7 protein-coding genes are annotated in these 14,577 nt (G+C 43.2%); all 7 read right to left on the reverse strand.

Going from position 1 to position 14,577, the window contains the following annotated elements; genetic code table 11:
• Positions 1-99: 99 nt before the first annotated feature.
• The gene (locus tag ACLIIY_RS09515) at positions 100-3,870 is read right to left on the reverse strand and encodes a type I restriction endonuclease subunit R, EcoR124 family (RefSeq protein ID WP_434527516.1); all 3,771 of its coding nucleotides are present in this window, start codon (positions 3,868-3,870) and stop codon (positions 100-102) included.
• Positions 3,871-3,882: 12 nt separating this feature from the next.
• Entirely contained in the window at positions 3,883-5,148 is a 1,266-nt protein-coding gene (locus ACLIIY_RS09520) for a restriction endonuclease subunit S (protein ID WP_434527517.1), read from the reverse strand.
• Between the two features lies 1 nt (position 5,149).
• Positions 5,150-7,738 (reverse strand): type I restriction-modification system subunit M, encoded by a 2,589-nt coding sequence (locus ACLIIY_RS09525; RefSeq protein ID WP_434527518.1) that lies wholly within the window; start codon positions 7,736-7,738, stop codon positions 5,150-5,152.
• An 88-nt stretch (positions 7,739-7,826) separates the two neighbouring features.
• Positions 7,827-7,997 (reverse strand): methylation-associated defense system helix-turn-helix domain-containing protein MAD1, encoded by a 171-nt coding sequence (gene mads1 / locus ACLIIY_RS09530; protein WP_012127126.1) that lies wholly within the window; start codon positions 7,995-7,997, stop codon positions 7,827-7,829.
• Positions 7,998-8,150: 153 nt separating this feature from the next.
• Positions 8,151-11,393 carry a DEAD/DEAH box helicase gene (locus ACLIIY_RS09535; RefSeq protein WP_434527519.1) on the reverse strand — a complete coding sequence of 1,081 codons (3,243 nt, stop codon included), beginning with the start codon at positions 11,391-11,393 and terminating at the stop codon, positions 8,151-8,153.
• A 41-nt stretch (positions 11,394-11,434) separates the two neighbouring features.
• Positions 11,435-13,258 carry a phospholipase D family protein gene (locus ACLIIY_RS09540; protein WP_409593474.1) on the reverse strand — a complete coding sequence of 608 codons (1,824 nt, stop codon included), beginning with the start codon at positions 13,256-13,258 and terminating at the stop codon, positions 11,435-11,437.
• Positions 13,242-14,558, reverse strand: a complete 1,317-nt coding sequence (locus ACLIIY_RS09545; protein WP_434527520.1) for a DUF6361 family protein — start codon at positions 14,556-14,558, stop codon at positions 13,242-13,244. Before ACLIIY_RS09545 ends, ACLIIY_RS09540 begins: the two co-directional genes overlap by 17 nt.
• Positions 14,559-14,577 lie beyond the last annotated feature (19 nt).

Below are 14,577 nucleotides of genomic sequence, written 5' to 3' on the forward strand. Positions count from 1 at the left end.
TGGATAATATGTGGAACCTTCACTGTCATTTTTAATGCTCATATGTTGCTATCGCAGGCCTTGCAAGAGCCTGTGATAGCACTAGTGGAGAGCTTAAGATTAGTGCGTAGTGCCTTTCCATTTTTCCTTCAACTTTGGATGTATTTTGCAATCAATTACATTCGGAGAACGATCAATTGCATCTTGGGTTTCTTGTGCTTCAACCCTTGCTTTTTTACTCGCTTTTAGGCGTTCAGGAATCAAAGTAAAACCAGCTTCGATTGCCTTGCCTGCAATCCACTTTGATCCTTCCCATACAGCGGTTGTTACATAGGCGGCAGGATCAGATGCTGCCTCTACAAAAAATGCGACGAAAGTATCATAAACACTCCCTTCTCTTACCTCTTTAAGCGCCCACACAATACCACTCTGGCCTTCTTGATAAAGAGGAAGGTCAAGCTCCTTAGTAACCTGCTCAAGCTCTAGAAGTGCAGTCACGGTGATATCCAAAACGTCAGAAGAGACAACTCCTAGCGCTTTTAACTCGCCATAGCAGCTCATTGCTAATAGCGAAGCTGGGTTATCTAGATATGGCGCATCAGTTTTAAACGTAATTGAACCTAATTCTAGTGCCCCTGGTAGAGATTGCAGCTGGTCAGCGCGATAAAGCTTCACATCACCAATCATTAAAGGTTCTGGCTTCAATGACTGTTGAACATCATCGTTAACTGGCTCATCCACATTAAACACTTCCGACTGTTCAAAGATAAACGCTCTTAGGTGCTTATCGATGAGCATATTCATTTTAAATGGTGGAATCGTTCTTCCTTCCAACTGCTCAAAGAACGCTTTCGCTTTATCTCTGTTTACAGTGGATTTAAGAGTATCAAAACGCCCAAAACGATTAAGATTTTCTTCGTTGATTACCCCATTGGTGAGTTGCAACAATAAGTCTTTGTCTAACCCTAGCGCATTCACAATACCATCGATGCGGGCACGCTCTGCTTGGTTTTGATAGCGATTAATGTAATCTCTAAAGCTATTGCCTTCACTAAGGCGAGCGTCACCACGCTGCAAGTCATTTAAAAACAACCTAGCATATCGCTGCTCTTCTTGTGTGAGGGATGAGAACGACTGATGCAGCTCATTAAGCGTCCGCTCTGTCTCCTCAGCGCTAACACCACTGCTCAAAACTCGTAAATATCGCTCGAATCGGCTATTCATATAGTCCGAATCGATTCGACCCGTATCAATCTCAGTCAAATAGCCCACGATATCGAATGGTATATCTGATTGTGAGCCGCTAGGATCGCGCTCACTTTGACTTGCCAGTTCTCGGTATCGCAGAGCCAAACCAAGATACACTTGCTCACCACAGTCTAGCAAATCATCTGTCCAATCTAGACCTTGAATTTTCGCTGCTTCAAGGTGCTTATTGAAATCACGGTACAGTGCTGCAAATTTCGCACAGGCTTCATCATCTTCTGGCAGACACTCAAAATCTTGCACACCCGCATTGCTAAACACAGTTTGGATTTCAGCAAAAATTTCGTTCATCGCCTCAATGTTGCTTTCTAACTTGTCCGCGAACAGGCCTAAAGGCTTATCTCCAGAATAGAGCTTCACTGCCTCATCAATATGGCGTTCCATTGTGTCTGGATAGCGATAATAACGAATGGTGCCATGCGGCTTGTCTGGACCAAACAAGCGGTTTGTGCGTGAGAAAGCTTGAATAATATTCTGGTATTTGATCACCTTGTCTAAATAGAGCGTGTTCACCCATTTAGAGTCAAACCCCGTCAACATCTGGTCAACTACAATCATCAAATCAAGCTGTTTCTCTGGCTCTTTATGGATGCCTTCATACGGCTGTTTGTGCGACATCCGCGCCGCCATGTCTTGCTTGAACTTCGGGTGACGGCCGAAGTCGAAGTCTTGACCAAACATCGCGTTATAATCCGCCATAATCTCTTCAAGGCCGTCTGCCTTAAAGGTTGGACCACGTTCTGCGCAACCATCTACACTATTTTCCCCTTCATTGTTGATGTTAGGGTCAAACAGCGCCGACACTTTGAGCTCAGGTTTGGCGGCTTTAAATCGACGATAGTAATCGATCGCTTCCGCAATACTGCTGGTTGCTAAAATGGCATGAAATTTATTCGCTTGGCTTAATACTTCCCACTGCTCAATGATATCTACGACAACTTGCTCTTGATGTGTATCCGTTTCATATTGAGTTTTAGGCACGTAATCTTCAATGCCTTTTTCATAACTACCATCAGGCAACCGTACCCCAGCCAACGGCACATCGTTCATAAAGTGGTTAAATTTTTTCTTCTTTTTGGAATCTGCCATTGCCTCAGCCACTGTTTGCGCTTTTGCTTGCTGCAAAGCGACCGCTTGCCTGAGTTCCCGCTCTTTGAAGGTGCGTATTTTGTATGGGTCAAAACCCAACACATTTTTATCGCGGATACCATCGGCAAGGCTATAGCGGTGCAGCTCATCGCCAAAAATATCGGGGGTGGTTGTACCCTTTATCTCATTTTCACCTTGAATTGGTGTGCCGGTGAAGCCAAAAAACAGCGCCTTAGGGAACGTTTTTTTGATAACGGTTAGCATGTCACCAAACGTTGAACGGTGTGCCTCATCAACAATAAATACGATTCGCTTCTCTCGGATGAGATCAATATCCGCAGAGTTGGTGGCGGTACCTTGGTCGTCGACCGCTTCAAAGATATTGCTCATTTTTTGAATAGAGCTAACAATCAATGTCTCTTTTGGGTCTGAGCTTTTTAGCTTAGTGACCAACACATCGGTGTTTTCGGTGGCTTGCACCTCTTCCCTGTCATCGGCAAAGTTGCGGTATTCTTTGAGTGACTGGGAGCCAAGCTCGATGCGGTCCATCAAGAACACCACTTTATCGGCATCACGAGATTGAGCAATTAATTGAGCCGACTTAAAACTCGTCATGGTTTTGCCCGAACCCGTGGTATGCCAAACATAACCACCAAGCCGATCAGTATTCGAGTTAATCTGTCGCCATTTGGTTTTCGCAACCTTATCAGAGATGGCATTAGCAGCGTAGTACTGATAACTACGCATCACTTTGAGCACCCCATCGGTATTATCCGCTACGGTGTAAAAACCTATCAGCTGATGTGCCATAGGAATCGAAAGCAGTTTTGACGCGACCTCTTTCCAGTGATTGATTGGATCATTGTTCACATTACCCCAATTAAATTGGTAGTCGGGGTTGAACTTGCCATCAGCACCTGGGTTGGTGAAATACTTCGACTCTTCTGGCTGCATGGCGACAAACACTTGCACCAGTGAGAACAAGCCGCTAAAGATCCCCTCCTTGGAATACTTCTCTATCTGGTTCACCGCTTGGCTGACAGGAATGCCACTGCGTTTTAACTCAATGTGGAACACAGGCATGCCATTTATCAGCAGCATAATGTCACCACGGCGATCATTACGCAGTGGGCTGCCACGTTCAAACTTAGGTTGCTGCACGATTTGATAGCGGCTTTGCCCTGCCGCTATCTCTTGTCTGTCGTAGATTTTTAAGCTAACTTCTTTGCCCAAATGTTCTGGGTCATTTTCGTTATCGCGCTTGATCGCTACAGTTTTACCGTTAATAAAACCATTGAGCTTAAACGGAGTTTTAAGCTCTTTGATTTGCTCGATGATCTGTTGCATCTCACCGCTCGTGAGAGGCACATCGTTAAGGCGATCACGTTGACGGTTGTTCTCAAATAAAATTTTTGCCCAGTTTTGTAACAAGTCGGCTTCGGTTTTGTTTTTAAGAACCTCGCGCTCCCAACCTTTATCAATCAATACCTCGATAAAAGCTTGTTCAAAATCCGCTTCTCTTTTAAAAATGGTCATCGGCTATCCTTGTTACACGAACATTTTATCTAAGCATGCTTGCTTGATGTTTTTGAGTTTGGTGATTTGTTGGTTATTTTGACTAATTAGCAAATCGAGCTTTTGGAAATAGTTTGCGATAGCCTTTTGTTCGTCAATAGAACAAAACGCAATATCTAGGTTTTCTATTGAGGACGCATATAAATGGAAAACTGTTGATCCAGTAACATTTTGCAACACCTGTTGCTCTCTAGTCCTAATGAAGCGGCTTAAAAACGCACCATCGATAAGGTTTTGAACATTGGGTCTAATGACCAAAATATCACCACCCAAAACAACACCACTTTGTTTAACGCAACAAGGTTTAACCAAACCCTTCGGAGTAACATCAGATGTAGGCATTAAAACATCATTACTAACCGAAAAGAAATTATCATTTTGGTTGGTTCGACCCGTGACCATTTCAATTACTTCAGAGTATTTGGTGAACAGTTCCCCATAATGAATACAAGAGTAAACACCATCGTCTTGTATCGAACTTTTAGGTAAGCCTTTACCTTTATGAAACGATGCCACACTTCCTAAAGTTTTTGATTCCCAATCTCCGCTAAACTCATCAAAACGAATTTCCGGCACAGTTTCGCCTACCTTAGGAAACATTTTTTCCAACATGGCTTTTTTCAGGTTGCTGAGCTTGTCGTACTTTTGTTGGTGTTGGTTGATAAGGGTGTCAAGTTTTTGGAAGTAGCTGCCTACTAAAGATTGTTCAGTTTTGTTCTCTGGGATAGTGATTTTTAGCTTTGAAACACTAGCCTTCGTCAACTGTGGCTGTGCACTACCGAAGCTAATCAAATCTATTTTCTTAGCCCCTATGGGTGATTTTAAATATTGTGAAACAATACTTGGACACATACTGTCATTTGAACGCAGTATTAGCATACCTGAATTAATTCTTGCGTAAGGAACTTTCTGTTTTACGATTTCGTCGTACCAAGCGATATGTCCAATAGAGCCCCTCGATGTTAATACAATATCATTTAGAGCTAGCTTTCCATTGCCCATACTCTGTGATTTTTCGAGTGTAATATATTGTTTAGAATTAAATTCAAACCCTCTCCTTGTGACGTTTGACGCACTCAAGAATAGCGTATGCCCTTGTTCTTTAAGATCACCAGTACTAGGGTAATTATGACCACGGTCTCCATCTAGTACTTCAATGTTTTTATTCAGTGATGAGGACTTCCAACTGTCACTAAATTCCTTAAAGCGTACTTCAGGCATTTTTTTCTCAGCGCCCATATCAAGCCCCCTTCAACAATTTAGTCAGTTCCGCCAAACCCTGCATATCAAACTCATTACCTGTCAGTTGCCCCATCATTTCAGCCAGTTCATGCTCTGAAGTTTCAATTTCACTTGCCACTTGGGAGTAGGTCACAGCGTATTTGTCTGCAAGGTGCTGCACTTTGTTGGTTAGGCGATTAACCACGGCATTCGGCAACTCTACCAGTTCACCACATAGCGGCGTGATCCACTTAAGCTCTAATAAGTCATTCACTTGGCTGTCGGTTAGTGCTTCAATTGTCTTTTTGGTTTTTAGGTGCAGTGCGATTGTCGCTTCTTTAAAGGCTTTCTTGAGTTTTTTCTCTTCTTCAATCAACGTAGCAACTTTAATGATTTTGGCTTCATAGCTGTCTTCATCAAATGAACCGTTTGCTTTCGCTTCTTTCGCTAGCACCTTGGCCTCTTTGCTGACTTGCGCGTTGACAAAACCATCACCCGACTCTTTTACGGTTTCCGCTTCTTTTTCATCTTCAGAAAGTGACTCTAAAATCTCCTCAAATAGTGAAGTGATCTCTGCTAAGCGAGCTTCTTGTTTAGCTAAGGCCAACAATTCATTGTTTAAGTGCGTTTTTTGTACCAAGTCAAACGGCATAATGTGTCCTTTCCAGCCGTCTTGTACTTCACTCTCTTTGCCTTTGACTTTCTTGATAATCATATTCGCATCAACCTGCGTGGTTGCCTTAAACCCTTCGGTTTGCATCATCTCTAGGTCGGCGCTAATGATCTGCCACAGGTCACTAAGGAGCTGGTAGGCTTGGTATTTATCCACCAAGGCAATCGGCTGCATCCGCTTAAACAGTTCAACACTCAATTGCGCTTGTTGTTGGTTACGGTTGACGCTTTCCCACCCCTCAATTAAGGTGGTTTTTAGGTACGCATCAAAGCCATCAAATGCTTGATTGTATGTTTCAATAAACGCAAGCAGTTGCGGATGCTGTACAATGGTGGTTTGCACTTGGCTCTTTTCAACCGCCAACTCGCTGTAGTCAGATGATTTCGCAGTAAACAGAGCATCATGAAGCTCTGGCAAGGCATCCCAGTACTCTTTTAGGGCGGCTATTTCACGGTTTGGAATACCACCTAGCATGGTCGCGTGGAGATCCCACGTTTCCGCAGCGGGTGATGAGTCCACATAGCGCGGAATATTGAGGTTGTACTCGTTTTGTTGAATAGTTTTCTTGCTCACCACTTTCGAGAACTTGTCATTATCTTGGCGATGAATCACCGCATCGGTGATGCGCTTGATGTCTGAGTCTTGCAGTTTGTTGTTTTTGCCTTCCTTCACAAAGTGTTTTGAGGCATCCACAATCAATACGTCATTGTTTTCACGCTTCTGCTTGAGCACTAAAATAACCGTTGGGATACCCGTACCAAAGAAGATGTTGGCTGGTAAGCCGATGATGGCATCAATATGGTTGTTCTCGATCAGTTGTTTACGGATCTCGCCCTCTTCACCACCACGGAAAAGTACACCGTGTGGCAGCACAATGGTCATAATGCCATCGGGTTTTAGGTGGTATAAATCATGGAGAAGAAACGCAAAATCGGCTTTGGTTTTTGGTGCTAGGCCAAAGCGTGCGTAACGTGGATCGTTCTCTTTGTTTTCTGGGTCCCACTTTTGTGAATAAGGTGGGTTAGAGACCACTGCATCCACATACAGAGGTTGATAAGACTCTTGTGGATTACTTTCATCAAAGTAAGGCCAGTCGTCTTCTAGTGTATCGCCGTTACGGGTGGTGATGTTATCTGGCAAAATACCACGCATGATCAGATTCATACGAGTTAAGTTGTAGGTGCTTTGTTTGAGCTCTTGGGCGTAATATTTGATGTCATCTTTGCTCTTAGCGTATTTGGCCACTGAGCTACCGATGTTAATCAACAATGAGCCTGAACCACTGGTTGGATCGTAAATCTCAATCTCATCTTTATGTTTGAGCTCGTGCGCGGTGATTTCAGACATCAACAGAGAAACTTCATGCGGCGTATAGAACTCGCCCGCTTTTTTGCCCGCATTGGCGGCAAACTTTTCGATCAGGTATTCATAAATGTAACCCAGCACATCATAGCCAAGATTACCCGTCATCGGGATAGCTTTAATGAGGTGAAGTAAATCGCTGATTGCTTTGGTTCGCTTGCCAGAAGTTTCACCGAGTTTACTCAACCCCGTTTCTAACGTGGTGAAGATTCCTTCAAACAGTTTTTTGTGTTTTTTATTGATTAGACGGTTAAAGGCAGACAATGCATCACGAACATTCGACTCATCAAACTCTGTACTTGAATCCACCCAAGTTGAGAATAGGTTGCCATAGGCAATGAAGTACCCTTTCTCTCTTCGAATATAATCTACTGTTTCTGTGTCATCTTCGACCAATGCTTTGATGTCATCCTGTGTCATCCCTTGCTCGATAAGGAAGCTTACTTGGGTATCGCTCAGATATTTGTAGAAAATGAAGCCTAAGATGTAGTCTTTGTATTCATTGGCTTCGATTTTTGAACGCATCTGGTTTGCTGATTCCCAGATTTTTGCTGCTAGTTGTTGTTTATTCATGTTCTGCTCAATTCATTTCTACTGTTGGGCGACTTTGAAAAGATAGTCGCCCATTGAAGTAATTCGGTATTTTTGAGGTTAGTCAGTCTTAGCTTTTTTGTTCTTGTATCCACGCTTCAAGGTCTTCACGTTTGAAGCGCCAAGAGCCGCCAACTTTGAAACCAGGAAGCTTTCCTTCACTCGCTAATCTATACGCTGTTTTTTCGGCCAACTTTAGGTAAGCAGCCACCTCTTTCAAGGTTAAAATTTGGTCTACCATTCAGAGTATTATCTCATGTTGGTTTTATTCATCAGAATTAATAGTGAGAGAATATGGAAAAATTGGGGAATGGGCAATGTGAGATAACTCAATACAAGACTGAGTGCATAGAAAAAATACATATCCCCACCAGCGAAAGCTAGTGGGGATGAATCAGACAGCATTCAAAGGGGCAAGGTCGATGATCAACGAGTCCTTCGCTCGATTAAATTCTTCACTTTCTATATCGCAGGCTGCGAAGCTTTCCAAGAGCTCTTGCTGTCTCGGTTGCCCAAACGCTAAGCGATAGAGCACCAGTATTTTTTTCACTTCAGCATATTTCGCAACTTCTTTACTCATTGGGTAAGTCGGCACAATTCGTTCAATTCGAGCCTTCCCATTAGGAGTAAACCAGTACGGCTCTAAGTCACTCGTTTTATTCGCATCATCATTGGCTGCTTGTGCGAATAGCTGCTCCCAAACATCCGCTTTGTTGCCAAAATCTGGAGTGTGGTTTTCTGCTATACGTTGACGAACAACAAGCGACTTATACCTGTTCACCCGCCCTTCTCGTTGCTCAATATCGATAGGGTTGTTGGGTAAGTTCCAATGAACGACTCGACGGCAATACCAATGAAAATCGAGCCCTTCTTGACCTATTGATGTCGAACTCAACACAAATGGTCGGAATGGGGAGTTAAACGCGTCACGTACGCTCACTACTCGTTTCAAGCCGCTATCATCATTGAGTTTTTGATTACCGAGCGGAACAGCAAAATGACAACGCATAGACGATGAACATTTATCTTTCGCTTTTGTTCTATTCTCCCAGAAGTGAACCTGCTCCGATGAACTTCGTATTCCCATGGCATGCTCCAGCTTACTTGTTGCGGCATGAACATCACTGCCTGATGTCGCAAGTAAGTGACAGTATTCATCCAACATTGATTGGTAGTTACCATGTGCGCAATAGACCAAGGCCTTATACCAAGCGGGTGAAGCCGTCTGTCCAGATAGCAGAGTGTGTTTAACGTTACGCTTCACAATGGGAATTGCGTACTCATGATTGAACAGTCTGGTTGTAAGCTCCGCAAATTGAACAGAGTAACTAACCAAATCGAATTCAGATATGCCCTCTGACCACAGCGCTTGAATGGTCCTCATCGCGCAGGTAGCAGGATTAGCTAATCTTGAATATGCCAGTACTTTGGCTAAGTCATCTGGCATTTTTCCTAGAGAGAATGGCTCACTCCCCTCAAAGTATTGCTTAATTTTGGCAAAATGCTTAATGCGGCCTTCTGTGCTCAAGCGAGACTTAATCACCTCTAACCATTGCTCGAAATGTCCTGTCTTCCCAGCTTGTCGATCCAGCAGCATAGGAGCAAGCACGTACCAATCGCTACTGGTCCTTTCTTCGCTTTCATATTGCTTTAAACAAGCTAATTTACTCTGGATTAACATGGTTTGTTGAGCCAATACCTCATCTAGGCTCCCACCCAAATACGACACCTCAGCTAGCGATTTACAAGGATAAAGTAAATGCCATACGTTGAGAGTTGATTGACCTTCAAATCGAAGTAAAGGTGAAGCGTTTTTATCACTATGGTACTGTGGCCTCTTACCCTTCCCTTTTATGACTCGACGTTCGGCCTCATAAGACCACAGGCAACTTAAAGCCTTTGGCACAAGCGCCCACGATGAAAATAACAGCGTTTTGGTAAAACTCTCATTTCCTTTAAATACACCGTCAAATTGGTAGTAAGGTTTGCAAGGTGGGGACCAAAGCAAGTTCTCCGGCGAACCTTCGAAAATCACTTTACTTAACGCTTTGATCTTTGCGTTCGGGGCATTTTGTTCAACATTCAATTTATAGTTTTGGATGTTCGCATGAGAGAGCCAAGCCTGAGTTTGGTCACTACTTTTAGACTTTCTTAGCAGCGTACGTACATCAGGATTATTGATATTGCGGTGGTATAGTTCCTTAAATGCATAACCATTTAGGAAGGAGATAGCCCAAGGTGCTGACTTAGCGAACTCGATAAGAGATACACCTCCACGCCCCTTAGGCAGCACTGCGTTTAACGCTTCGATCGCTCGGTAACCTTGGACTTCTTCAACACTAAAGTCAGAACCACAACATAGTTCATTGGAATAAATAAGCTGCTCAAAGCCTTTGCTAATTTGGCTCCGCTCAGTTCTGGCAATGTATTCTCGCAGTAACTTTTCGACTGAACGCGCATTGGTATCGCTGATAGACTCAAAATCTGCATTGCCAGAAGACAGGGTTAACATATCCCCATGAAGCAGATTACGGTTCATTTCGTATTGAGAAACAAAGTCCACGTCATTGTGCGATAGAAAATCGAGTAACTTATGCAATTGTTCATGATGACTGCTTTCATCGTCCTCATCGTTAATTGTCGTCATCGCTTTAAAAGGCGTTGCCGACAACAAAAGTACTTTGGATTTTGCTTTTTGGGCTTTGTCCTTATCACTAAATACCTGCCTAGCAATTAACGACTCTTCGGAATCGGAGCTTTGATCTGTTAAAGACTGAAAGCGTTGGAACTCGTCTAGGATGAACAAGTCTGCTTGCAAGCTTCCAGCACAACAGCGCGCCACTAGTCGACGAATTTCCACTCTAAAATGGTAAAATAGATGGCTAGTTTCATCGGTTTCGCCTGAGTCTTTGTTCCAACAATTAGCTAGGTAGAGCGCCGCATCTTGAAGCGATGAAAAGTGTTCTCTTAACACATCAGATTCACAAGGCTTGCTCAAACTGCTTTCAAGCTGAGAAACGACTAACGGATCTGTATCAAAATATTGATCCAGATACCTCAATTCATCTTCCCATCGACCCTCTTTGGTAATCTGGTTGGTTTTAAATAGCTCACGAACTGGCTTCACGACTTCACATAAATTCGTCGTTTGAGACAGTAGAACCGCTAAGATCGCTCTTTCCCGGCAGTTACCCGATCCAGCAGTCAACGTAAAAGAAGTCGAAGGGGTTAACGTACAAACTTCAATGACGTGCTCATCGTTTATTTCAGATTTTTTCGGCTTTAGAGCCAGTTCAACCAAGCGCCCAAATGTTGATGGTTTCACCCATCGCTTTGCATCTTCACCATTAAATAGCGCTAGCTTCTGGCGATTCTCATCTGCCAATGCAAGGTTGGAACAGATATAGATGACACGCATCGGTGTAGTCGTATTGGACCCTACATGTCTTTTCAGTAATTGAGCGATGACACCTTTCGCGACGATAGTTTTTCCTAACCCCACTTCATCAGCTACAAGTATTCTGTGGCTATGTTCGGGTATTTGATACTTATCTATAACTAGGTCTACCGTTGCCTTTTGAAAATCTTTAAGGCCAGTCAATACACCGTTTAGTTGCTCTAGGATGGCTTGTGTCATTACTTCGTGTTCTTCTTATTTTTACAACTATTTATTAACTACTACTTGGATGGTACAAATGACGAGAAGACGCCCCATAACATCTTGAATTCATCTGGAATGATCGTTTCATCGACTTGCGCCTGTAAACGATCAATTCTTTCTAACAAATCCGGACTTAACGCAGCTGCTCGCATCAATTTTTCGTAGATCACACTATCTTTGGTGAAGAACACGCCACCAGCCCCCTCACCGTCTCCCTTGCTCGCACTGTTCATCAAATCTTGCTTACTTGGGTCGATATGTAACAGCATCGCGATATAACTCATAAACTGTGAGCGATTCTCGAGCAATTCATTGGTTATTGCCTTTCCACGGTCCAATTTACAGTTAAATATTATTTCAGCTTGAACGACTAAATTTTTAACCACTGAATCCTTTTCAGATATTTCGAAGTGGATTAGCGCACTAATTTGGGAGGGTTTAAGGCAATCCCAAACAACCTCCTGAGCTAGGGCTCGAGGCTGTGACGCACTCAATATCGAAACCTTAACCTCAAAACTCTCGGGAGTCTCAACCAGATCCCCATTTAAGGTCAGTTGATATTCGTCATCACCACATAAATCAACTTCAAGCTTCCAATCTGTACTAATTAGGCTGAACTCTAATAGACGAAGTGTTCGATCAGAGTCTTCACCTTCAGTTTCTTCTAATTCACTGAACTCATGTTTTGTAAATAAGCCTGTGCCATGCTCATTAACCCATTGCTTGATCAGTGAATGAACACCAATGTGATCTTTGGAACCCGCTAAACGAAGCATGAATTCACTATTTCTCGGACTATTGGAGGCGTCTCCCATCGCTGCTTGAGTTGTATTTGCCGAACCCAGATGCCAGCTGGAAGTGGAATCAGTTTCGTCAACAACTAATAACTTTGCATGCAAGTTGAGGTCGTTTTCTACAAATGGGGACTGGTCCATTTCCTCATTTTCTTCCGCATCGACGAGGTGTTCGTTAAGTGCGTAACAGTGCCAACCTTCCAACGCTTTCTCGCCCGCCATATCAAGCTCTTCTTTGCGGCTAAATAAGTAACGTTGGTCATCAGGAGCAAAGGTACTAAGCCAGTCTAAAGCACCGACTTTGCCACCTCCTCGAATAAAAGGTGATACGGCAAGCATGGCTTGATTACCATGCTCTAAACGAATTGGACGCTTTCGTTTATTGTCATCATCAAAAACAGTAGAGAGAAAACCAAGTTCAGTGATGTTATCTGGTTTATCCCAATGCACCCTAACTAGCTCTTCTGGATCAATTACATCACCAAACGAATGCGTTGATGAGCCGCGGTAAACTTCATCAAAAAATTTAATCAATGGACGATTGGCTGGCTTGCGCTTCCCTCTTGATTCTCCATTAATGACAGCGCTGAGATCCCAACTGCGGTCAAACGTTAAGTTACGTGACAACACTATCAAGCGGTATTTTACATTTTTAGTTTCATCTGGGCTTTCGAATCGCAGTAACCATAATTTCGGATGAAACGACGAAAACGCTGAATTTGACTCTCCTGCGTTTGGAACTACTGGAATAAGACTGCTTTCCAACAAGCCAAATAGGCTGTTGTACTTATCTGGTAACTTAATATTGCCTTGTTGGTAGAAAACCGTGAGTTTATCTCCCAACATTCCTAACGCTTCCAACAGCGCAATTCTCATGTGCTCAACCGAACCTTCTAAGGTATGGCCAAAACACATGGCAATTGGCACCGTCAACAAGGTATTTAGATCCAAGCTATAAGTCGTAGCGATAGCATGAGTAAGCTCATAACCTTCGGGAGCAATAAGCTGTTCGCCATAATCTAAGCGATTTTTATCCGGCACTAACATCTAGCCCCTCCTGGATATCTTGTAAAATGACTCTGGCAGAAGGCCAACGAAACTCCAGTTTGCGCATTCCAACCCACTTTTGATTTTCACTGAGGGCTTTTTTCAGCAAACACCTTGCCCCTTTATTTGCTATCGCTTGCTGCTTAACACATGCATCCAACTTATCTACAGGGGCATTCTCGCGAATCAAGCTACACCAGTTTTCGATAAACTGACGTGTACGATTGTTTGAGCTTTTATGTGCTCCGAAAGCAAACTCATACCAGTTATCGATGCTCTGCTGTTCAAAGCTCGTCGGCTGTTTATGGGCTTGGTTCAACCAAACATCAAACTCTTCATTCAACTGTTCAATCTGTTCGATATTCTTGGCCCGTTGGGCTATGAGGATGTTGTAACGAATATGCGCGCCTTCAAGAACAAAACTAAATTCCAGCGCGTTTTCAAAACAAGCTTTCGTTTGATCGGAAATAGGCGAGTCTTTTAACTTTTCATAAAGGGCTTCGGCCTGCCATCCATTATGGACAGCCATATCAACCACTTGCAAAGCTTCACCAACAAGGTTGTGCTTGAATAACTGAGCGGGGACACTATGTTCAATCTTACTCGATAGCTGTAGTTTATTTTTGAGGTAATCAGCTTCTTTACGTGTAAGCTTTATTGATACTTGGTTTAACCAAGATTCACTGTAACCGTCGGGGTTCGTCATCAGATGTGCAATATCAGAATGCTGCCCATCGTCATCGATATGAGTTTCGTTCTTATTGTTTGCTAACTCTTGGTACTGGTTAACAAACTCTCTTAAAGACAGTTCTGTTTTAGCGATGGATAACTGGCGTAGCCCATTCCAGTAGACGGAAGAAGGCTTGCGAGCCACTCCTTTCTCTAGGCTTTCTTTTCCAATGATCCCATCAGGCATATCATGTCGATGGTTTTCGACTAAACACCTAGCTAATTTATCTTCTTGCTGGCTAATGTATTCAGCCAGAAGAGGCCGCTCATTAGGCTCTAGCTTACGGTAGTCATGAAAGATATATGGAATAGTGACAAAGTACTTAGCGCGGGTTTGGATAGTAGAAAAGCCTGGAAAAAGCTGATCGGCAAAGGCATCCCTGATTTGTCCTATACCCAACTCATCAAGTGTACCTTTCTCTTGTAACATGGATAACACTTGAGATACACGCTCTCGCTCTGTGGATGAAAAATCTATCCAGCCAATTAGACTTCTTTGTCGGCTCACTGTTACCTCAGATAATACGGTTAAGAAGTATTTGACGGCCAAAGCAGAGCTACTATTTAGCACTGTCATTCCGATTTAAGAA

The organism is Vibrio sp. K4 (assembly GCF_051122595.1).
Classification (GTDB): Bacteria; Pseudomonadota; Gammaproteobacteria; order Enterobacterales; family Vibrionaceae; genus Vibrio; species Vibrio owensii.

What these genes read in the sequence shown, in the direction of transcription:
- ACLIIY_RS09515 (WP_434527516.1), bottom strand. Translation starts at nt 3,870, where the DNA reads ATGACCATTTTTAAAAGAGAAGCGGATTTTGAACAAGCTTTTATCGAG.
- ACLIIY_RS09520 (WP_434527517.1), bottom strand. Translation starts at nt 5,148, where the DNA reads ATGGGCGCTGAGAAAAAAATGCCTGAAGTACGCTTTAAGGAATTTAGT.
- ACLIIY_RS09525 (WP_434527518.1), bottom strand. Translation starts at nt 7,738, where the DNA reads ATGAATAAACAACAACTAGCAGCAAAAATCTGGGAATCAGCAAACCAG.
- mads1 (WP_012127126.1), bottom strand. Translation starts at nt 7,997, where the DNA reads ATGGTAGACCAAATTTTAACCTTGAAAGAGGTGGCTGCTTACCTAAAG.
- ACLIIY_RS09535 (WP_434527519.1), bottom strand. Translation starts at nt 11,393, where the DNA reads ATGACACAAGCCATCCTAGAGCAACTAAACGGTGTATTGACTGGCCTT.
- ACLIIY_RS09540 (WP_409593474.1), bottom strand. Translation starts at nt 13,258, where the DNA reads ATGTTAGTGCCGGATAAAAATCGCTTAGATTATGGCGAACAGCTTATT.